Annotated in this window: 20 protein-coding genes; 8 read left to right on the forward strand and 12 right to left on the reverse strand. The window is 60.3% G+C overall.

Annotation, left to right across the window (positions count from 1 at the left end; genetic code table 11):
- The first annotated feature begins 183 nt into the window (after positions 1 to 183).
- Together PZ897_RS00525 and guaD are read left to right on the forward strand one after the other, a co-directional pair.
- Positions 184 to 1,422: a urate hydroxylase PuuD gene (locus PZ897_RS00525; protein WP_275748920.1), complete on the forward strand. Its 1,239-nt coding sequence runs from the start codon at positions 184 to 186 to the stop codon at positions 1,420 to 1,422.
- On the forward strand, positions 1,419 to 2,744 hold the full coding sequence (gene guaD / locus PZ897_RS00530) for a guanine deaminase (protein ID WP_275748921.1): 1,326 nt from the start codon (positions 1,419 to 1,421) through the stop codon (positions 2,742 to 2,744). The genes PZ897_RS00525 and guaD overlap by 4 nt, the downstream gene beginning before the upstream one ends.
- A 188-nt stretch (positions 2,745 to 2,932) precedes the next feature.
- Here the strand turns inward: guaD and uraH are convergent, their stop codons facing one another.
- The 5 genes from uraH to PZ897_RS00555 form a co-directional block, all read right to left on the reverse strand.
- Positions 2,933 to 3,307 (reverse strand): hydroxyisourate hydrolase, encoded by a 375-nt coding sequence (gene uraH / locus PZ897_RS00535; protein WP_275748923.1) that lies wholly within the window; start codon positions 3,305 to 3,307, stop codon positions 2,933 to 2,935.
- 27 nt (positions 3,308 to 3,334) lie between these two features.
- Positions 3,335 to 3,832, reverse strand: coding sequence for an ureidoglycolate lyase (locus PZ897_RS00540; RefSeq protein ID WP_275748925.1), 498 nt, complete (start codon positions 3,830 to 3,832; stop codon positions 3,335 to 3,337).
- Between the two features lie 5 nt (positions 3,833 to 3,837).
- Entirely contained in the window at positions 3,838 to 4,335 is a 498-nt protein-coding gene (uraD, locus tag PZ897_RS00545; RefSeq protein WP_275748926.1) for a 2-oxo-4-hydroxy-4-carboxy-5-ureidoimidazoline decarboxylase, read from the reverse strand.
- The gene (gene puuE / locus PZ897_RS00550; protein WP_275748927.1) at positions 4,332 to 5,255 is read right to left on the reverse strand and encodes an allantoinase PuuE; all 924 of its coding nucleotides are present in this window, start codon (positions 5,253 to 5,255) and stop codon (positions 4,332 to 4,334) included. Before puuE ends, uraD begins: the two co-directional genes overlap by 4 nt.
- Before the next feature lie 96 nt (positions 5,256 to 5,351).
- Complete coding sequence (locus PZ897_RS00555) at positions 5,352 to 6,536, reverse strand: FAD-dependent oxidoreductase (protein WP_275748929.1); 1,185 nt, start codon at positions 6,534 to 6,536, stop codon at positions 5,352 to 5,354.
- On the opposite strand from PZ897_RS00555, the gene mnmD reads away from it, so the two are divergent.
- Positions 6,535 to 7,290, forward strand: a complete 756-nt coding sequence (gene mnmD, locus PZ897_RS00560; protein WP_275748931.1) for a tRNA (5-methylaminomethyl-2-thiouridine)(34)-methyltransferase MnmD — start codon at positions 6,535 to 6,537, stop codon at positions 7,288 to 7,290. The two genes, PZ897_RS00555 and mnmD, sit on opposite strands and share 2 nt — an antisense overlap.
- On the opposite strand, the gene PZ897_RS00565 is transcribed toward mnmD, so the two are convergent.
- Entirely contained in the window at positions 7,277 to 10,792 is a 3,516-nt protein-coding gene (locus tag PZ897_RS00565; protein WP_275748933.1) for a PAS-domain containing protein, read from the reverse strand. The two genes, mnmD and PZ897_RS00565, sit on opposite strands and share 14 nt — an antisense overlap.
- Positions 10,793 to 10,954: 162 nt before the next feature.
- On the opposite strand from PZ897_RS00565, the gene PZ897_RS00570 reads away from it, so the two are divergent.
- Positions 10,955 to 11,287, forward strand: coding sequence for a hypothetical protein (locus PZ897_RS00570; RefSeq protein WP_275748934.1), 333 nt, complete (start codon positions 10,955 to 10,957; stop codon positions 11,285 to 11,287).
- Between the two features lie 354 nt (positions 11,288 to 11,641).
- A complete protein-coding gene (locus PZ897_RS00575) occupies positions 11,642 to 13,240 on the forward strand; it encodes a trimethylamine methyltransferase family protein (protein WP_275748935.1) in 1,599 nt (532 codons plus the stop codon).
- Here PZ897_RS00575 and PZ897_RS00580 read toward each other — a convergent pair whose 3' ends face one another.
- From PZ897_RS00580 to PZ897_RS00600, 5 genes are all read right to left on the reverse strand, one after another.
- Positions 13,241 to 14,128 (reverse strand): DMT family transporter, encoded by an 888-nt coding sequence (locus tag PZ897_RS00580; RefSeq protein WP_275748937.1) that lies wholly within the window; start codon positions 14,126 to 14,128, stop codon positions 13,241 to 13,243. It lies immediately after the preceding gene.
- A gap of 442 nt (positions 14,129 to 14,570) precedes the next feature.
- Positions 14,571 to 14,756 (reverse strand): hypothetical protein, encoded by a 186-nt coding sequence (locus PZ897_RS00585; RefSeq protein ID WP_275748938.1) that lies wholly within the window; start codon positions 14,754 to 14,756, stop codon positions 14,571 to 14,573.
- Positions 14,757 to 14,914: 158 nt separating this feature from the next.
- Positions 14,915 to 15,334 carry a lysozyme inhibitor LprI family protein gene (locus PZ897_RS00590; RefSeq protein ID WP_275748939.1) on the reverse strand — a complete coding sequence of 140 codons (420 nt, stop codon included), beginning with the start codon at positions 15,332 to 15,334 and terminating at the stop codon, positions 14,915 to 14,917.
- Positions 15,335 to 15,571: 237 nt separating this feature from the next.
- A complete protein-coding gene (locus PZ897_RS00595) occupies positions 15,572 to 16,387 on the reverse strand; it encodes a cyclase family protein (RefSeq protein WP_275748940.1) in 816 nt (271 codons plus the stop codon).
- 186 nt (positions 16,388 to 16,573) lie between these two features.
- On the reverse strand, positions 16,574 to 17,032 hold the full coding sequence (locus PZ897_RS00600) for a hypothetical protein (RefSeq protein ID WP_275748941.1): 459 nt from the start codon (positions 17,030 to 17,032) through the stop codon (positions 16,574 to 16,576).
- Between the two features lie 98 nt (positions 17,033 to 17,130).
- On the opposite strand from PZ897_RS00600, the gene PZ897_RS00605 reads away from it, so the two are divergent.
- Complete coding sequence (locus PZ897_RS00605; protein WP_275748942.1) at positions 17,131 to 17,400, forward strand: glycine zipper domain-containing protein; 270 nt, start codon at positions 17,131 to 17,133, stop codon at positions 17,398 to 17,400.
- Positions 17,401 to 17,532: 132 nt separating this feature from the next.
- Here PZ897_RS00605 and PZ897_RS00610 read toward each other — a convergent pair whose 3' ends face one another.
- The gene (locus PZ897_RS00610) at positions 17,533 to 18,639 is read right to left on the reverse strand and encodes a hypothetical protein (RefSeq protein ID WP_275748943.1); all 1,107 of its coding nucleotides are present in this window, start codon (positions 18,637 to 18,639) and stop codon (positions 17,533 to 17,535) included.
- Between the two features lie 260 nt (positions 18,640 to 18,899).
- Between PZ897_RS00610 and PZ897_RS00615 the strand changes: the two genes are divergently transcribed.
- Complete coding sequence (locus tag PZ897_RS00615; protein WP_275748944.1) at positions 18,900 to 20,090, forward strand: NAD(P)/FAD-dependent oxidoreductase; 1,191 nt, start codon at positions 18,900 to 18,902, stop codon at positions 20,088 to 20,090.
- Positions 20,091 to 20,112: 22 nt separating this feature from the next.
- Entirely contained in the window at positions 20,113 to 20,997 is an 885-nt protein-coding gene (locus PZ897_RS00620) for an NAD(P)-dependent oxidoreductase (RefSeq protein ID WP_275748946.1), read from the forward strand.
- Positions 20,998 to 21,050: the final 53 nt, after the last annotated feature.

The raw sequence follows: 21,050 nt of genomic DNA on the forward strand, positions 1-21,050 counted from the left end.
AAGGATGTGGATAAGCCACCTTACCATCAATTCCGCGGTCCATCCAACCAATCAACAGGATTATCAGGAAAATCCGGTAACTGATAAATTTCCGGCAAGCAGACGCCGGGCTTTCCATTCTGCCCGGCATTGCGCATCATGTGCGCTGCAAAAACCGATACCAACAACGTGCGAGGGGCACCGATGTACGAATATGCTCTCCTGTGGGAATGGCTCAGCTTCGCGGTGCGCTGGTTGCATGTCATTACGGCTATCGCCTGGATCGGTTCATCCTTCTATTTCATCGCCCTTGATCTCGGCCTGGTGCAGCGGCCCGGTCTGCCGGAAGGCGCGCACGGGGAAGAATGGCAAGTGCATGGCGGCGGCTTCTACCATATCCAGAAATATCTGGTGGCGCCCGAGCGGCTGCCCGAGCATCTGACCTGGTTCAAATGGGAGAGCTACGTCACCTGGCTATCAGGCTTCGCCATGATGTGGGTGGTCTATTACGCCGGTGCCGAGCTTTATCTGATTGATGCAAATGTGCTTGATGTCACCGCACCCGTGGCAATCGCCATCTCGCTGGCTTCGATCGTGCTGGGCTGGATCATTTACGACCTGCTGTGCAAATCGCCCATCGGCCAAAACACCACCGGGCTGATGCTGGTGCTGTTTGCGGTGCTGGTGGCGATGGCCTGGGGCTACACCCAGGTGTTTACCGGACGGGCCGCATTGCTGCATCTGGGCGCATTTACCGCGACGATCATGAGCGCCAATGTGGCGATGATCATCATTCCCAACCAGAAAGTCGTGGTGGCCGACCTGAAGGCGGGGCGCACGCCCGATCCGAAATATGGCCGCATTGCCAAGCAGCGCTCGCTGCACAACAACTACCTCACCCTGCCCGTCATCTTCCTGATGCTGTCCAACCACTACCCGCTGGCCTTTGCCACGCAGTGGAACTGGCTGATTGCGGCCCTGGTGTTCCTGATGGGTGTCACCATCCGGCACTGGTTCAACACCGTGCATGCGCGCCAGGGCAAGCCGCACTGGACCTGGGCGGCGACAATCGCCCTGTTCATCGCCGTGATCTGGCTGTCGAGCCTGCCTCGCAGCGATGAAGTGATCGAGGAGGCCACGCTGGCCCCGATCCACCAGCGATTTGTCGCCAATGCCCATTTTGAAGCGGTCAGCGAAACCATGATGGTCCGTTGCTCGATGTGTCACACGGCTGAGCCTCTCTGGGAAGGCGTTGCCCGGGCGCCGAAGAATGTACGGCTTGAAACCGACGCCGACATCGCTCGTCATGCCCGTGACATCTATCTTCAGGCCGGACGCAGCCACGCCATGCCGCCCGGCAACATCACTTTTGTCGAGCCGGAAGAACGGGCGCTGATTGTCGCCTGGTACGAATCCGCGATCGCTGGCGGAACTGATCAATGACAGCCAGGATTCTGCGCGGGCGCACGCTCAGCTTCACGTCGCGGCCGCAAGCCCGCGACGATCATGCCAGTTATGTGTTTGAACAAGACGGCGCGCTGCTGATCGAGAACGGACAGATTTCAGCAGCCGGTCGCTATGCCGACATCGTGGCAATGGCCGCCGGCGATATCGAGATTATCGATCACCGACCGCACCTTCTCATGGCCGGGTTCATCGATCCGCATCTTCATTTTCCGCAAATGCAGGTGACGGCAAGCTATGCGGCAAACCTGCTCGAATGGCTCAACACCTACACGTTCGTCGAGGAACAGCGCTTCGCCAGTGCTGAGCATTCCGCGCGTTTTGCCACGCTGTTCTTCGATGAATTGCTGCGCCACGGCACGACGACCGCCGCAGCCTATTGTTCGGTGCACAAGGGCTCGGCCGACGCCTATTTTGCCGAAGCCGAGCGCCGCAACCTGCTGATGATCGGCGGCAAGGTGATGATGGACCGCAATGCGCCGGCTGCGCTGACCGACACGGCGCAATCGAGCTATGACGACACCAAGGCGGTGATCGAGCGCTGGCAGGGCACGGGTCGCAATCATGTGGCGATCACGCCGCGGTTCGCCATCACTTCGACGCCGGCACAACTGGACGCCGCGGGCACGCTGGCGCGCGAGCATCCGGATCTCCTGATCCAGACCCATCTGTCCGAGAACGACGCCGAGATCGCCCTGACACGGGAGCTCTATCCCGATGCCAGGGATTACACCGATGTCTATGCGCGCTATGGGTTGCTGACCAACAGGATGTTGCTTGGTCACGCCATCCATTTGTCGGACCGGGAGATGGCGGCCATCGCCGAAGCCGGATCGGTGGCGGTGCACTGTCCGACGTCGAACCTGTTCCTCGGCTCGGGTCTGTTTGACCTCAAACGGCTCAAGGCGCACGGCGTGCGCACCGCGGTTGCCACCGATATCGGCGGCGGCACCAGCTACTCCCTGCTCAAGACACTCGACGAGGCCTACAAGATCCAGCAAATGCGCGGCAACCGTGTTCCACCAATCGAGAGCTTCTGGCAGGCCACACGCGGCAATGCCGAGGCGTTGGGACTGGCGGACCGGATCGGCACGCTGGAGACTGGCAGTGATGCGGACATTATCGTGCTCGACGCCGCGGCAACCCCGGCCATGCAGATCCGCATGGAGACAGTCGGCACCCTGGAAGAGGAGCTTTTCCTTCTGCAAACGCTGGGAGACGATCGGGCGATTGCGGCGGTCTATGTGGCCGGCGAAGCGATTTGCTTGACGGAATCGGGCACTGTCACAATTTCGTCTTAACTCTTCGTTAACACTCTTCCTGCAAGCTGTGTATCAGCAGCGGTCTTTTCGAAGATCGTTAATAAGGTCGCGTGAGCACGGATGTACTGCCACGCGGCTTTTGCTTTTCCCGGGGTAATGAAAAATCCCCTGAGCTACTCCTTCCAGACAAACCGGCCGTTGAGCGCACGCAGACCAGCGCCTGGCAATTAGCTGCCGCGATAGGTCGAATAACCATAGGCCGAGATCAGCAGCGGCACGTGGTAGTGCGCTGCCGTGTCGGCGATGCCGAAGCGGATCGGGATGATGTCGAGAAATGCCGGGTCCGGCAAGGCATCGCCGCTCGAGCGAAGATAGTCGCCGGCATGAAACCGCAACTCGTAAACCCCTTGCTCAAGCTCGGCGCCGGAGAGCAGCGGCGCATCGATACGGCCGTCATCATTGGTTCGGAAAGACTTGACCGGGTGGTGCCCGGCACCGTCGATGCGAACCAGTTCGATCACCATCTGAGCTGCCGGCCGGCCACGCGCGGTATCAAGCACGTGGGTGGTCAGGCGTCCTGAGCTAAGCGGTTGGGCGGACATTGGCGTCTCCTTGATTGTATGTTTGGATCAGGTTGCCGGGTCGGCAATCAGGTAAGCCGTATCATAATCGACTTCCTCGAGATTGTTGCCTTCGCCTTCGCGATCCATCACCAGAAAATCACACGGCTCTCCCACAGCGATCAGCGGGTGATGCCAGACATTGCGGGCGTATTGAACGCCGATATGACCGGGCACCAGAAAGGCGCGCGGCGCGCCGGGGCGACCGTTCGCATCCGGGGCTGCCACGGCGATCCAGGCGCGTTGCGTCACCGGAAAGAAGGCCTGGCTGCCGAGCGGATGGCGTTCCATCATCTCAACCGGATAGGGAAAGCTGCGCGGCTGGCCGCGAAACAGCGACAGGATGGTGCGGCCGCCCGACGTTTCGGTGTCGGCCATGGCCAGCGCATGAAACCGCTCGGTGGTGCCGCCATTGATCATCCGCCTTTCGGCTTCGGCACTATCGAGTACGGTGCCAAACGGGGCAAAAGCGTCGGCGGTCAATGGTTCGAGTGTAAGCATCTGCATCGGGTTCAGGCTTCCGGCAGGAGGGAAGAGAGGCGGAATCCGGCGATCTTTTCGACTTCGCCGCAAGCGGTTTCGAATTCGGTTTCCGGATCATTGCCGATGCGGGTCTCGAAGGCTGCCAGAATGCTGTTCTTGTCATGCCCCTTCACCGCAATGATGAAGGGGAAGCCGAATTCGCGCAGATAGCGTGTATTGAGGTCGGTGAAACGCGCATGTTCCTCCGCGCTCAAACGATCAAGACCAGCACCTGCCTGCTCGGATTTCGAGTCCGCCGTGAGCTCTCCGGCAATCGCCAGTTTGCCGGCCAGGTCCGGGTGCGCCCGCAGGACTCCCATCCGCTCGTCACGGCTTGCGGCGCGGAACTCGGCACACATTGCCCGATGCACCGGCCCGGCCAGCAGCGGCGGGGTGATCGCGCCCTTGTCGAAAGCCCGTTCAGCGATCCACGGCGAATGCTCGAACACGCCGCCATAGGCAGCAATGAAACCGTTGCGATCGCTCATGACGTCTTCTCCGAAAGGTGATGGGCATGCCAATGGTTGGCGATGTCGATGCGGCGCGTCACCCAGGCCTTGTCATGCGATAGGACGTAGTCAAGAAACCGTGCCAGCGCCGCAGCCCGGCCCGGTCGACCGACCAGGCGGCAATGAAGGCCGACCGACATCATTTTCGGGCTGCCTGCGGCCCCTTCGGCCATCAGCACGTCAAATGTGTCCTTGAGATAGGTGAAGAACTGGTCGCCCGAGTTGAAACCCTGGGGTGTCGCAAACCGCATGTCGTTGGCATCAAGCGTATAGGGCACGATCAGATGCGGCCCGTTGGGGCCTTCGATCCAGTAGGGCAGCTCATCGGCGTAGGAATCGGCGGAATAGACAAAGCCGCCCTCCTCCATCACCAATGGCAAGGTGTTGACCGAGGGCTTGCCCTGGTAGATCCCGAGCGGCCGCGATCCGGTGACTTCGGTGTGGATGCGGATGCAGTCGGCAATGTGCCTGCGCTCGTCGGCTTCGGAGAAATCCTTGTATTCAAGCCAGCGCAGCCCGTGGCTGGCGATTTCCCAGTCGGCTTCCTTCATCGCTGCCACAGCGTCCGGATTGCGTTGCATGGCAAGCGCCACGCCAAAAACCGTGACCGGCATCTGGCGCTCGGTGAACAGGCGCCAGAGTCGCCAGAAGCCCACGCGCGCACCGTATTCGTAAAGCGATTCCATATTGGAGTTGCGCTGGCCCGGCCATGGCTGGGCACCAACGATTTCCGACAGAAGGCTTTCCGACGCCGCGTCGCCGTCCAGGATACAGCTTTCGCCACCTTCCTCGTAATTGACCACAAACTGCACAGCGCAATTGGCGCCCTTCGGCCATTTCGGGTCCGGTGGTGTGCGGCCATAGCCAATCAGGTCGCGGGGATAGGATGTGGTGCTCATTGCTCAGTCCGATTCAATTTCGCCAAACGGTAGCAGCGCCACTCCAAATGTCGAGAGCCCCACTTTGAAGAAAAACCGCAAGCTGTTGCGGTGATATCAGGTGGCGGTGCTGCTCCTTGCCGCCTTGGCAGCGTGCCATTCGATGGAGAAACTTTGCGGCGTTTCCGGACCATCGATGCCAGTGATGCCGGCAATGAGGCAGTCGGCCATGCGATGCGCGATCCCAAAGCTGATCTTGAAGCCGCCGGCCATTGCCAGGACAGCCGGCGCGCCGGGAACAGGGCCGAGCATCGGGTCGCGGCCGACGGCGCGCGGGCGCAATCCGGCCCAGCGGCGGATCACCGCCGCGTGCTTGATCAACGGGCACAGCTTGCGTGCGCGCGCGACGACGTGCTCCAGTCGTTCGTCGGTGCCGTGGGCATCCTCAAAATCACGCTCGCTGGTGGAGCCGACGGCGACATGGCCGTTTTGGTGGGCGATCACGTAGACACCGTCATCATAAACAAGCGGCAAGCCGGGATCGACCTTCGCATCCAGAAGTGCTGCCTGCCCCTTCACCGCACTGCCGAGCGACGTCTCCGGCAAACCCGCAGCGCGCGCAATCAGCGGAAAGGCGTCGACGCCATTGGCCAGAGCGATATGTCCGAAACTGACCGACGACCCATCCGTCAGACGGGCCATCCGGTGATGCGGGGACACATCCTCGACGGCGGTCCCAAAGCGCAGCTCGATGCCCGGCATCACGGCAAGCCTGGCGAGCAAAGCGCCGATCAGGCCGGTTGGAGAAATCCTGGCTGACAGGGTTTCGCGGACCACGCCGTGCGAGGTGTGCAGGATATCGGGCCATCTGGTGTGGTCGGAGGCGTGATTGACGTCAAAATCATATCCTGCACCCCAGTTCATCCGGGCCTCGGGGACCTGTTCAAGTGCTGCCTTCCGCGCCCGCTCGGTTGTCAGCGGCAAGAGCCGGCCGACCCGGCGATACGCACAAAACTGCCCGGTTTCGGCCTCGAGGCGGGTGATTTCGGCTTCGAGATCCACAAGTGCACGAAACTGGAAATCCTTCTTCGCATTCCAGCGCTCGGGATTGTGCGGCATCAGCGCGCCCAGAAAGCCGCCACTGGCGCCGCCGCCGGGATTCCCGCGCTCGACCAGCATGACCGACAGGCCGGCCCGCGCAGCCTTGACCGCCAGCCACAGGCCCGCAACCCCGGCTCCGGCGATCAGCAGGTCCGGCACGGCTTGACCGCCGCGTATTGCGCCGCTATCGGCACGGGCCATGAACACTCCTTCCGACGCTGATGACTCCGCTGCCCGACAGCTTCCGCCACTGTCCTGGCATGAGGGCGATATGCCCTATTCGGAGGAATTTGGCGACTTCTATTATTCCCGCGCCGATGGCCGCTCCGAATCCCGGCATGTGTTTCTTGCCGGAAACCGGTTGCCCGACCGCTTCCTCGCCAGCCGGCACTTTGTCATCGCGGAGCTTGGATTTGGCACCGGGCTCAATTTTCTCGAAACCTGGTCAGCCTGGGAGGCCGCAGCCACAGAAGATGCCCATCTGGAGTTTCATTCCTTTGAGTTGCGGCTGCTTGATCGAGCTGACATGCAGCGTGCGCTGGCCGCATGGCCGGATCTCGGCGGAAAGACCGCGCGCCTGATGCAAGCCTGGCCTGACCATCCTGACGGCGACATCTCTGTTTCGTTGGAGAGCGGCAAAGGATCAATCACCCTGCTTGTCCATGCAGGACAGGCGCTTGAACAGCTTGCAAAGGCGGAATTTGCGGCTGACGCCTGGTTTCTTGACGGCTTCTCGCCTGCCCGCAATCCCGACATGTGGTCCGCCGAGCTGATGCGGAACGTGGCCGAGCGAACGGCTGAGGGCGGAACATTTGCGACCTACTCCGCCGCCGGCTGGGTGCGGCGAAACCTTCAGGCTGCGGGCTTTGTTGTCAGCAAGCATCCCGGCCACGCCAACAAACGAGACATGAGCGCCGGTCTTCTGGCAAGCAGCGGCCCGGTCAGCCCTGAGTGATCCTGGCGGCAATGTCCGCGGGCAGCCACTCGCGTATTTTCGCCTCGAGCTTTTCCGGACTGATCGGCTTGGAGAGATAATCGTCCATCCCGGCAGCCAGGCACCGCTCCTTGTCACCGGTCAGGGCGTGGGCTGTAACGCCAATCACCGGTGTGCGTCCCAGCTCCGGAGCCTCGGCTTCGGCCTGGCGGATTGCTTCCGTGGCCTGGTGACCATTCAACACCGGCATCGAAATATCCATCAGCACCAGCGCCGGACGATGGCTGTTCCACAAATCGACAGCGCTGCCGCCATTGTCGGCAATCTTGTAGTGCACGCCAAGCCCATCGAGGATCTGGCTGAACACGATCTGATTGACCTCATTGTCTTCAGCGACGAGGATATCAAGCTGGCTCTCAGGCACATCGGTCGCGGCCGAAACCGGCCGCAATTGCGGCTTGGCGGCGGGGCGCTGGATTTGAGCAGGGTGCGAATCCAGGCTCGCATCATCTGCCTTAGCCCCCTCCTCAGCGCGAGCGTTGGGGATCGCTTGTGCAGCTCCGCCCGACGACTGAGCGGCAACCTGCAGAACCTCGACGATGGTCTCAAGCAACAGCGATGAGCGCGCCGGCTTCATCAGCGTTGCCTGCACCGCACTCTGCCGAAGGTCGATTTCGGAGGATTTGATGTCCATCGAGGTCAGCATGACAATCGCCGGCGTTGTCGTGCCATAGGTCTTGTGAATGGCACGCGCGGTCATGACTCCGTCCATGCCGGGCATGTGATAGTCAAGGATGATCGCATCGACCGGCACCCCCAACTTGGTGGCTGCGGCGAGGACATCCAGGCCCTCCTGGCCCGAGACCGCGGCACAGCTGTCAAATCCCCAGGCGCTCAACTGCTCGATCAGGATCGCGCGGTTGATGGGATTGTCGTCGATGACCAGGATTCGGGCCCCGGTGACATCGTAGGGCAAGTGCTGCGCGGGAGTGGCGCCATTCTCGACCGGCATCGACAGTTCAATGATGAACACGGAGCCCTGGCCGCCGGAACTTTCAACCCAGATGCGGCCGTCCATCAGCGAAACCAGCCTTGATGTGATAGCCAGGCCCAGACCCGTGCCCTCGTGACGGCGGGTGGAAGAGTTATCGACCTGGGAGAATTTATCAAACACCGCGTCCAGCTTGTCCTGCGGTATGCCGATGCCGGTATCCTGAACCCGTATTGTCAGATCCAGCCTGTCGCTGGAGCCAACCGAGCCGGTCAGTTCAATGAGCACATAGCCGGTTTCTGTGAACTTGATGGCGTTGCCGGCAAGATTGGTGATGATCTGACGGATGCGGCCCGAGTCACCGACGACGGATGGGGGAAGTTCCGGATCGACCCGGACAATCAGCTCGATGTCCTTTTCGGCTGCGCGGCTTGAGACCAATGTTGCCACATCCTCAACCGTTTCCCGCAAATCAAACGGCGCCTTGTCCAGCACCAACTGGCCTGCGTCGATCTTCGAGAAATCCAGGATGTCATTGATAATGGTAAGCAGGGCATTACCGGATTTGACTATGATGTCGGTGAATGTGCGCTGGCGGGTATCGAGTTCTGTCCGCGACAGAAGCTCGGCCATGCCCAGAACGCCATTCATGGGCGTGCGGATCTCATGGCTCATATTGGCCAGGAACTCGGATTTCGCACGATCGGCGATTTCGGCCTTGCCCAAGAGCTGCTGCAGGTCATCCTCGCGCGCCTTGGCGTCGGTGATATCGGTGTAGGTGACGATCATCGAGTTGCTGGCGCCGGGCTTTGCATCAATCCTGAGCCACCGGCCCTTGGCTGACTGACGTTCCAGCGAATGGGCTATGCCTTTTTCATGGCACTCCATGATCCGGGTGCGCTTGCTGACCGCATTTTCCCGCGTGCCATAATCCCCACGCTCCTCGCAGTAATCGAAAAACTTCTCCATGCTGGCGCCTTGCGCCACCAGGTCTTGCGGCACATCGAGCATTTCAAGAAACGCATCGTTGACGAACTGGAACCTGTTCTGGCTGCTGACCATAAGCCCCTGCGCCATCGCGCCGGCTGCGCCGCTGAGCAATCCGCTTGCCCGCTCGATCTCGGCTTTGGCCTGATCAAGCTCTTGCTCGCGTTGCTTGAGCTCGGTGATATCGAAATAGGATATCATGCGCTTGCCTTCGGACAGCGTGCGAACCGAGTAAATCATCGTCTGGCCGTCTGCCCGGGCGAACTCGCGCGGCTCGACATATCCTCCGGCGATTTCCTTCAATCGCTCTTGGGAATAGTCCTCAAAGTCTTCGTCTGGAACCGAATAGACCCCATTGTGGCGATTGGCATCAATCAACCTGCGAACTGGTGCTCCGATAAACTCGTCGCTGGCCTGCAATTTCCAGATCCTGAAGTATGCGCCGTTGACCAGTTCGACGTTGAGGTCCTTGTCAACGACCACCAAGCCCATTTGCATGGCATCGATAACGCTTTCGAGATCTGACCGGGTAAGTTCGGCGAGGCGCCGCGCCTCGAAGACTTCTTCCTCCCGGCGCCGGATATCGGTGACGTTGATTGTCGTTCCCAACAGGAACCGCCGGCCAACGGGATCGGTGAATCCGACCTTGCGGTCGAGCAATTTCAGCGCCTCGCCAGCGGAACTGGTGAGTTCAATTTCACCTTCGATAACGCCTTGGCCACCCATGACACGCGCATCGGCCTGACGCAGGAGCTCTCCGTAGTCACCGAATATCTCAAAATCGTCCTTGCCGATCATTTCGGCCTTGGAAAAGCCGGTCAGCTCCCCGTGGGCTCGATTGACATAGGTGTAGCGGTATTTCTCATCCTTGACGAAACTGGAGACCGGCATCTCATCCAGAATGGTGCGGAACAACAGATTTTCCGCGGCTTTGCTTTCCAGCGCGGCCTCGCGTTGCTTCAGGTCCGTCACTTCAATCCGCAGGCCAAGGATGCAGCCGTCTTGCAGGACGCGGTTGACGATGCGGATCCATCGGCCGTTCTTGAGCCTCTCGACGGTCGGATTGCCGAAATTGCGGTGGGCCTGGATGCGCCTGTCGATCCACGCTTTGCGCGCCTCAAGGTTCTCTTCTGCGCTGATTTTGCAGGTGGTCTCGAGAACTGCGCGGAGCGATTGCCCGACTTCCAGCCTGTAATCGGGTGCGGTGAGGCAATCCATCTCGGGATTGACATAGATAAGAACATCGTTGGGATCATACAGCACGATACCGACGTTCATGCTGTCGAAAATCTCGTTGAACCGGTTCACCAGCGTTTCTTCGATTGGATTATAACCGGCGCTGCCCAGCGGCTGTGCACGCCCACTTTCCGCGGAATTCCGGTCTGACTGGGGACGCTCGGCCCAGCGCATGACCCCGCCCATCGGCAATCGAGTCTCATTCCAGACATCCACCGAGCTTTTGTCACAGCAGCTTTCGGCGACAGTCCTGCCATCGGCGTCCAGAATCAGCATGGGATGCGGGGACAATTCGATTGCTGCTCGCATCAATGCATCGTGCTCCACGGTCGCCGCGTCCGGCGCAGCACAGCCAGGCAACGGCTCCGATTGTGCATCTGGCGGGGCCTGAACGGGCTCCCCGGTCTCAATGCGGACTCCGGCTATCGGCTCGAAATGGCCGACAATGAACGTCTTGTCCGGTGACCGGCGGTGACGCTGTATCCGGATCTTGTAGCGCCCTCCCTTGAGCGGATGAGCGAAAAACGCGACCTGATCCTTGCCGAAAACCAGGCTGCGGCGTTCCTTCTCATCCCGATCATTCTGCTCGGCAGAATCAAAATGCTGATGGCTTTGCTGACCAACGAGCGCGCCAGGCAGGCAATCCCACAACTCGGCATAGGCCTTATTGACCGCTACATAGCGGAGTTCGGAATCCTTGACGAAAGCAGGATTGCTGTCGCCAGCGACCTGTGCGCATGCGGCAGCAAGCGAATCTTCACCATCGATGCTTTCCACGTCAACCACCCGGCAGCCCCCAATTGATGCCTGCATTCGTCCGGCATTCTGCATGGCGCCTTTGAATAAAGCGTTAACCATCAATTACCTAATAGGCCGATCGGCTTTCGCGAAGCTGTCGTGGCCATCGCAGCGGAGCACAGTGTCATGAAGATGCTCTTCAGACCGGCTTGCGGGATTGGCCGGTCCGGCATAGCGTCTCGCTGTGCAATGCATGGCGCGCTCAACTGGCTTCACTTGAACGACACCGTCGATGCATCGAAACAAAGAGGGACAGCGTCCGTCGCCTATCCTGCTGGATGCGCGGCGCCGCAAAGACGGCAGACAAACCCAATGTGACCGCTCCGGGTGGAGCAAATGACCAGACGGGACCAGAGCCAAATGAGCAAAACCGAGGACATCATTGCCACCGCAATCGAGAACACGGCAGGTGCGCCGGAGCGGCGCAGGCGGGCTGGCGGCGGACGCGGCGGAGACCGGGGCAAGGGCCGAAAGGGGCCGGAAACCTTACGCTACCGGTCCATCCTGAACACGCAGGATCCGTCGCTGATCCTGTCGGACGAGGGACTCGAGGCCATCCATGAGGCTTCCCTGACCGTGCTCGAGCAGATTGGAATGGATTTCATGCTCAAGGAAGCGCGGGAATTGCTTCAGGCGGCAGGCGCGCATGTTGCGGCGGGCTCGGAGCGTGTGCGGTTCGACCGCGACATGGTCATGGACCTGGTTGGCCTGGCACCCGGACCGTTCACACTTCACGCCCGAAATCCGGCACGCAACATCGCCATTGGCGGCCGCACCCTGGCGTTTGCCCAGGTTGCCTCGGCGCCCTATTGCTCGGACCGCGACAATGGCCGCAGAACCGGGACCCAGGAAGACTTCCGCAATCTGGTCAAGCTGGCGCAGTCCTACGATATCATCCACATGAGCGGCGGCTATCCGGTTGAGCCAACCGATATCCATGCCTCGGTGCGGCATCTCGATTGCCTGTCTGACATGGTCAAGCTCACCGACAAGCCGTTTCATGCCTACTCACTGGGCAAGGAGCGCAATCTGGATGCGCTTGAGATCATGCGCATTGGCCGCGGCATCAGTGCACAACAGCTGGATGCAGAGCCGTCGCTGTTCACGATCATCAACGCGTCCTCGCCACTGCGCTATGATGCTCCAATGCTGCAAGGCATCATCGAGATGTCGGCGCGCAATCAGGTGGTCGTGATCACGCCCTTCACACTGGCAGGCGCCATGGCTCCGGTCACGATTGCCGGCGCGCTTGTGCAACAGAATGCCGAAGCGCTTGCGGGAATAGCCTTCACCCAGGCCGTTCGCGCCGGTGCACCGGTGGTGTATGGCGGCTTCACCTCCAATGTCGACATGAAATCCGGCGCACCAGCCTTCGGAACGCCCGAATACATGAAAGCGGTCATCGCAGGCGGTCAACTGGCGCGAAAATACGGCGTGCCCTACAGGACCTCCAATACCTGCGCCGCCAATACGCTGGACGCCCAATCGGCTTATGAATCGATGATGTCGTTGTGGGGGCTGGTCCAGGGCGGCGGCAATCTCATCATGCATGCCGCGGGCTGGATGGAAGGCGGGCTGACCGCATCTTTCGAGAAATTCGTGCTGGATGTCGACATGTTGCAGATGGTGGCGGAGTTTCTGGTGCCGCTCGACACCAGCCCCGACGCACTGGCCATGGATGCGATCGAGGAAGTCGGTCCCGGTGGCCATTATTTCGGAACCGCCCATACCCTGTCGCGCTACGAGTCCGCCTTCTATTCACCGATGCTCTCGGACTGGCGCAATTTTGAAAGCTGGAGCCTTGCCGGCCAACCCACGAGCTATGATCATGCCAACCGGATCTGGAAAGAAACACTGGCCAATTATGAAGAGCCGGCTCTCGACATTGCCATTTCCGAGGAACTCGACGCCTTTGTCGCCCGCCGCAAGGAAGAGGGTGGCGTCGCGACCGATTTCTGATCAGGCAATCACCCGGCTCTTGCGATTGGTCAGCCAGACGCCGATGACAGCAATCAATGTTCCCAGGATCATCGGGACTGTCAGCGTTTCGCCAAACAGAAACCAGCTTTCAATCGCCACCGCCGGCGGCACCAGATAGGTCAGTGAAGCGGCGCGGGACACCTGACCCCGGCGAATGAGATACAGAAGCAGCATGATGGACACGAGCGAAAGCCCCAGCACCGACCAGCCCATGGCCAGAACGAATTGCAGGTTCCAGTCAATCCTGAGAGGCTCGATCAGCAATGCCAGGGGCGTGACCACCAGGAACCCGCCGACATATTGCAAAGTCGCGATGGCGCGCAGATCGCCTTCCTGAAGGTAGCGTTTCTGGTAGATGGTCCCCGCTGTCACGGACGCCATCGCAGCCACATTGACCAGCAATGGCAGCAGCGCAATCTGCAACATGGGGCTCTCGAGCACCATCAGGCGCGGCAGAATGGCGACGCTCAGCCCGGCAAAACCCAGCAGGACACCAAGGCGCTGGGCTCCAGTCAACCGCTCGCCGACAATGAACGGCGCTGCAATTGCGGTCAGCAGGGGCTGCAAGGCGGCGATCAGGCCGGAGACGGAGGAGGGAACGCCTTGAGAAATCGCCCACCAGACGCCGCCGAGATAGATGCCGTGCAGAAACACCCCGGACACCACCCCATGCACCCAGCCGGCGCGGCTTGATGGCCAGGCCGCCTTGCTGACAAGCACGATGACGCCAAACAAACCCGCGGCGAGGGCAAAGCGCATGCTCAGGAATGTCAGCGGATCCGCATGGGGACTGGCATATTTGGCCACAATCCAGCCGGTTGACCAGAGAAGCACGAACAAGGCCGGCGCGATGCGATCAAGAGTCATTTGTGATGCAACCTGTTTGCATGCCGGTGATGCCGCGCCTGGCAGGCAGAGCGTCTGGGAGCGATACCCCCTGCCTCGACAAGACGCAAGGCCGGCTTCCCGAGGTTGGCTTCAACTTCCGCCGACAGCCCTCAGTTTGCGATCCAACCGCACCGAAGACGACTAAAGCTGCTGCCACGCGACTGGCGTGCGGAACCCGACACGGCGCCGGCAATTTCCGGCACACAAGCGCGTCGCATCAAGCCGGTTCCGGGTGATGCGCTCTAGGCTCTTTGTTTATGCATGTCGTTGTCGCAAAACCGCTGCACACTTTTGCGCGACATGCACCATGCCTTCCCATGAGTAGAAGGAGGAACAATCAACAGGTGGCGTTCGGCGCATTGCTGACTGCGGAATTCCTGCCGCGTTGACCGCCCGCGGCGTCCATTTGCTGCGGCTGAGGTCAGATTCGGCTCATCAGGTCGCGAATTGCCTTTTCGCGTGTGATGCCGCGCGAGCGGAATACATGGTCAGGGGTTTCAATCAGACGGTTGGCTTCGGATGCGAAGCGGAAACTGTCTGCTGCCCCATCAAAAAACCGGCTGACCGGGGACATGAAGGCGCGAAAATTACGTTGCGTGCGTGACATAACTCAATCTCCTTGAATATCTTGATATTTAAAGACATTATACACTTATGCTGCAGCGCAACAATCACCGTTATGTGTGCCCTCCCATGCGCTGGGCGCATAGGTCGAGGCAAATCTGTGCCGCGGGTTGGAGCGGCAGACGCGCAAAGCAGCGGTGATCAGGGCATATCAAGGGTTTGCGACAGGACTTCGATACGTTCGCGCGTCAACCTGGCAAGACAGAGACTGCCCACCATCGGCTGGGCGGTGCCGCCAAACACTTCATAGGCTTCATATTCACATTGCGCATCGCGGTACTTTATCCATGCCCGCTGCGCCGTGCGCAATGCCTCAAGCGTGGTCGGAACGTCACTCCCGGCTATCATGTCGGCCACATATTCGTCGTTGGTTTTGGCCGCAGCGACGATGTCCGGCCAGAGCGCATTGAGATCGGCATCTGCGCTCTCATAATCAACGCTGGCACAATAGGTCAATTCCACTTGGGTTTGCGGATCAAGGCAACTGGGCGGTTCGTCGGCAAAGGCGGCTGCAGTCAGCAAAATTGCGATGCAGCAGCCGGTCAGGGTACGAAGTATCATCGAATCAGCCTCATGGTTCATTGCGCCTGCATGTCGCTTTCGGACAAAAACATACACGCATTGATTGACAGAGTTACAGCGTCGCCCGCGCATCCAATCAGATGCGCGGCGCTGCAGGCGACATCGCATTGCGGATCCCGGATTTGCCGGCATGCCAGATACCGCGCCTACCAAACAGCCGCCTGCCGGCCATCGTCTGCGCTTCTGCCCCCTCAGGGCTTGTCCCTAGCGTGCGGCTCAGACCATTGCCATAACGCGGGCCGGGCCACCGGTGCCATTCCGGTGCTTGGGTGCACCGACAAACAGCGTTGCGCCCGATGCCGGAAGGTCATCGAGATTGGCCAGATTCTCGATGCCAAAGCGGCCGCTCGGGAGCCAGGAATAATGCACCGCGAAATCCGCCGAATTTCCCGGATCAAGCGACAAGGTGTCAACGCCGATTGAGCCGGCACCCATTTCCATCAGCATGTCGGTCGCAGCCTTGGAAAAGCCGGGGAAGGCAAAATTGCCATCCGCATCATTGCGGTAGCTCGGATCGCCAATCTTGTTCTGCCAGCCGGAATTCATCGCCATGCAGGCGCCTTCAGGGATATCGCCATGGGCGCTGACATACGACTCGATGTCCTCGGGTTCGACCATGGCATTGGGTTCGTCAGCGGCCTTGGCCTTGATGTCGATGATGCACAGCGGACAGACCAGATTTTGCGGATCGAGCTCCGCCACCGAGGTTCCATCCTTGGAAAAGTGCAGCGGCGCGTCGACATGGGTACCGGAATGCTCAAAAATCGTCAGTTCCCATATCTGGTAGCCGGATTTGTCGAAATTGACGTTTTCCGTGTAGAGAATTCCCGGCTTCCCATCAAAGGTCGGGAACTTCTCATCAAGGGTGTAGGTCAGATCGACCACTTTGCCTTTCGCCTGAGCAAGCGCCGGACGGGCTGACATGGCGCCGGCTGCGGTGACCGCAAACCCTGCGGCGGCCGTCTTCCTGAAGAAATCACGGCGCGACAGCATTGAGGCTTTCACGTTATCAATGACACACACATGGCACATGCGGGTTCTCCTCCCCTGGTTTTGGCGCTGCGAAAACGTCAGAGTTTCCCCATCACCTTCTGCTGCATTCCATGGTCTACGCGCCCGCCCGCCAGCGGCATGAGCGAGGCATCGCGTTCAGTTTCAACACGCGATAGGCGGCGGGACGATGGCGATACCGGGCCGGAGCGCACACACCTTACATTTTCAGGCACGTGTCTGCGTTTGCGCGATCCGTCCCCTTCTCAACGCCACACCAGCACGCCTGCTCCGGTGGGCTGTATGCGGTTCAGTTTTGCCAACTGGAACCATGGCGCCATCGCCGAGCTTTCGCGTGTCCGGCCTGATCATCGTAAAAGCCACGCGCCGGCGCAAGTGGCTTTTGCTCGGGTGGACAGGCTCACGGCATTCGCCGTCACCTCCGGTGGGGTCGCAGCCGCTTTGTCGGGTTCTCGTGCACAAAGGCTTGATTTCGTGCAGCGCAGACTGCACCAGGCCCGGCCTGAATGGCAGCCACGCAGTTTGAACCGCTGCATGCCAAATGGAACCAAATCCGGATTGCGACGTTGATCCTTTGAAATAATGACAGATCGACGCGAAAGGACTGACCATGTTGATTTCAACGCTTGCCCTCGCAATGAGCATCGCCATGATGGTGTCGGCCATCGTTATCCTGTATAATGAATCGGTGGCCGGAAAGCACCGGTCCGCGTTTGAGTAAACCTGCCTCCGCTTAGCTGGTGCGCATCATTATGGAGCCTTTGATGACTAAACTCATTCTTTCCACCGTAGCAGCGGTAGCCCTTCTCGCGGCATCTGGCTGCACAACAACTGAAAAGCGGGCAGGAACCGGTGCGGCTGTCGGCGCAGGAACGGGTGCCCTGATCGCCGCGGCGACAGGCAGCAGCGGTCGCGGCGTAGCTACCGGTGCACTGATTGGCGGCGCGGCAGGCGCATTGATCGGGGCTGCCACAACTCCGGGCCAGTGCCGTTATCGCGACGCCTATGGCCGGATTTACGAAGCCGCCTGCTGATTTCGTAACGGGTCAGACTTTCAGGGCCGTATCCCGGTGCAAGCCATGGGATACGGCCTTTTTGATTCTGGAGCAGGCTGTTGGACAAAGCCGTGCCCGGAACACCTTCAATGCGCCTTGCGATTGATGGGATCAGCCAGCGAGAAACGCGGAATCGTAGCTCAGACGGCGTATGCGGCCATTGCCAAAATGCAGTGTCAGCACGTCCGTGTCGGCCGCCACCTTGAGCACGCGGCCCTCCCCCGGCTCGGCTGAACAGGCCCCGACCACCTGCCGGATCACGATTTTCCGCTCGGCGGCGAGATCAAATGCAGTGGCAATTCCTGCGCGGGTAAAATCATTCTCGCGGCAGGATTCGGCATGGCCAAGCGGCGACGCGCGTGCATCCTCAATCCCGAGAACACCTTTGTGCCGGCCCGACCATGGCGCGTAATCGCGTCCGCCATTGCTCATCCACAGCATGGTAAGCGGCAGCACCTCAGGACGCTTGAGCACGATGACATGATCGCGTTCGGCCCTGCGGCTGACCACCGTCCAGCCCAGCGCGTCGGGTGCAGAGCCGCGCCGCTTTTCGGCCAGGACAACAAAATCCTCGTGATTGAGGCCGATCGGATAGGCTGTGAGATCCGCTGTTCCGCCATCGGCCAGCGGGAAGACTGTCAGGTCCGAACCCGACGCCGGATAGGCAAGAATGGAGCGGCCGCGGGCGGGATCTGTTTCCAATGGCTCAGCCGGCGACTGAGCGTTTTGCTTGGGCGAGAACGCCAGTGAACCTCCAGCGGCCATGTGCACCATGACGTGATGGGCAGCGGAGACAGCCCCTGCCCCGCCGGTAAAACTGTGCTCCTGATAGAGGAATGGATGACCGGTAACGAGCGTGAGCCGCTTTTCAACGCGGGCACCCATGACCCGCTTGCGGAGCCGGAACACCAGGCTCGCCCGGCCATCCTGGCTGACAGTCTCGATGTGATCCCATTCGCTGTTGGCGGGCCACCCGTGCGACGGCGCCGGTTCGAGATCGTTGCGCCCGAACGGGGCGCAGAAGAAATCGCCCGACAGATGCTTTACATTCGGGGCCGTTGCATGGGGAAACTCAGCATTCGCGTCATCCACCCAGGCTGCCCGATGCAGCGGGGTGAGAGTCCGATCGCCGTCCTGGATCTTCAACTCCGCGATATGGCCAACGCTTACGTCAATGCTCACGGCAACAGGGCCAAGATCGAGAGTGGGATTGGTCATCGTGAATTCCGCCGTGAACTTCTCACTTACTACAGCTCCATCCGTAACCGTGGCAACCGCAGTCTCTGCGCCAGGGTTGGCCTGGACAGGACCCTGGGCTGGATATCAAGGGTTTGTAGTCCGAGCCGGATCTGGTATTGGCTGCCTCTTGCCGAATACCTGTCGCCGCAGACCGTCGTCGGGCGGACGATCTGCTGCTTGCATAGATCCACAAAGATGCAGCATCCGCATGATCGGGACGGGGCCAAACCGGAGTGTTTATGACACCAGTGCTCAAATCGGACGTCGTGGTGCTGGGCGCAGGTGCTGCCGGCATGATGTGTGCCATCGAAGCCGCCCGCCGCGGCCGCTGCGTAACCGTGATTGATCATGCGCGCGCACCCGGCGAAAAAATACGGATTTCCGGTGGCGGCCGCTGCAACTTCACCAACATGCACTGCACCCCGGCCAATTTCATCTCCAGCAACCGGCATTTTGCCATCTCGGCGCTTGCCTCGTTCACCCAGCATGATTTCATCGACCGGGTCAGAGCCCGCGGCATTGCGTTTCACGAAAAGACACTGGGGCAGCTGTTTTGTGACGGATCGGCGCGCGACATCATCACCATGCTGACCGATGACATGCGTGATGCCGGGGCGCGGCTGGAACTGGCGACTGATATTCACGAGGTCGGCAGGCTGGACACCGGCTTCGAGATCCGGACCAGCGGCGGCACCTGGCAGGCACAATCGGTGGTTGTCGCCACAGGCGGCAAATCGATCCCGAAGATGGGAGCCACCGGCTTTGGTTATGACATTGCCAACAAATTCGGACACGCCATCACCGAGACCCGCGCCGGGCTGGTGCCTTTCACCTGGGCTTCGAACATGCATGACAGCTGGGGCGGCCTGTCCGGTGTATCGCTTGACGTGCACGCCGCGTGCAACGGCACCTCGTTTGATGAGGCGATGCTGTTCACCCATCGGGGCCTGTCCGGCCCGGCAATGCTGCAGGTCTCATCCTATTGGCGCGAGGGTGACAGCGTTACCATCGATCTGTCTCCCGGCTTCGATCTGGCGGGCCACGTGAAGGCCGAGCGCGCCAACCGGCCGAAAGTCTCGATCTGGACGGTGCTGAGCGAGGTCCTGCCCAAGAGACTGGCGCAGCAACTGGGCGCAAAGGCGGGCACGGAAGCATGCAGGCTGGCGGACTTGAGCAATGCTGCGATTGAAGAGATAGTGGACGGAGTCCGGGCGTTCAGCATTGTTCCCGGCGGCACCGAAGGTTACCGGACGGCGGAGGTGACGCTGGGCGGCGTCGACACTGCCCAGATCAATCAGAAGACCATGGAAAGCCGGCACGTTCCGGGCCTGCATTTCATCGGTGAAGTCATGGATGTGACCGGACATCTGGGCGGACATAATTTTCAGTGGGCGTGGTCCTCAGGGGCCGCTGCAGGGCGGAGTGTGTGACCGCACGATCAAGGAGACGAAAATGCGCATATTGTTCACCGGAGGTTCCGGCAAGGCCGGACGGCATGTGGTTCCCTATCTGGTTGACCGCGGCCACCATGTGGTCAATGTCGACCTGACACCGCTTGACCATCCCGGCGTCGACAATCTGACCGCCGACATCACCGATTCCGGACAGATGTTCAACGTCATGTCGAGCTACGCCAATTTCGAAGAGCTGGAACCGGGAACCGGCGTCCCGAAATTTGATGCAGTGGTGCATTTTGCCGCCGTGCCGCGCATTCTCATCCGCCCGGACAACGAGACATTCCGGATCAACACCATCGGCACCTACAATGTGCTCGAAGCGGCGGTGAAACTCGGCATCGGCAAGATCATCATCGCCTCATCGGAAACAACTTACGGCGTCTGCTTCGCTGACGGAGAGGCGAGCCCTCAATCGCTGCCGGTCGAAGAAGACATGGATGTCAATCCGATGGATTCCTACGGCATGTCCAAAGTCATCAACGAACAGACAGCACGCGGCTTCCAGCGTCGATCGGGGTTCGACATCTATGCGCTGAGAATTGGCAATGTGATGGAACCGGACGAATATGAGCGGTTCCCCGGCTTCTTTGCCGATCCCGGCGTCCGCCGGCGTAACATCTTCTGCTATATCGATGCGCGCGATCTGGGCCAGATTGTTGACCGGTGCCTGACCACGGACGGGCTCGGGTTCCAGATCTTCAACGCCGGCAACGACACCAATTCGGTTGACATGCCGACAGCCGAAATCGCCCGGCAGTTTTTCCCCGGCGTGCCATTCAGCCGCGAGATGGGCGAACATGAAGCGCTGTATTCAAACCGGAAGATCCGCGAGATGCTCGGGTTTTCCGAGGAGCACAACTGGCGCAAACACGTGAAGTGACGCATGCGGCCAGCGCCCACGCCTGCGATGGCAAGGGGACGTCCAGGGCAAGC

The sequence above is a fragment of the Hoeflea sp. YIM 152468 genome, assembly GCF_029210485.1.
In the GTDB taxonomy this organism is placed as follows: Bacteria; Pseudomonadota; Alphaproteobacteria; order Rhizobiales; family Rhizobiaceae; genus Hoeflea.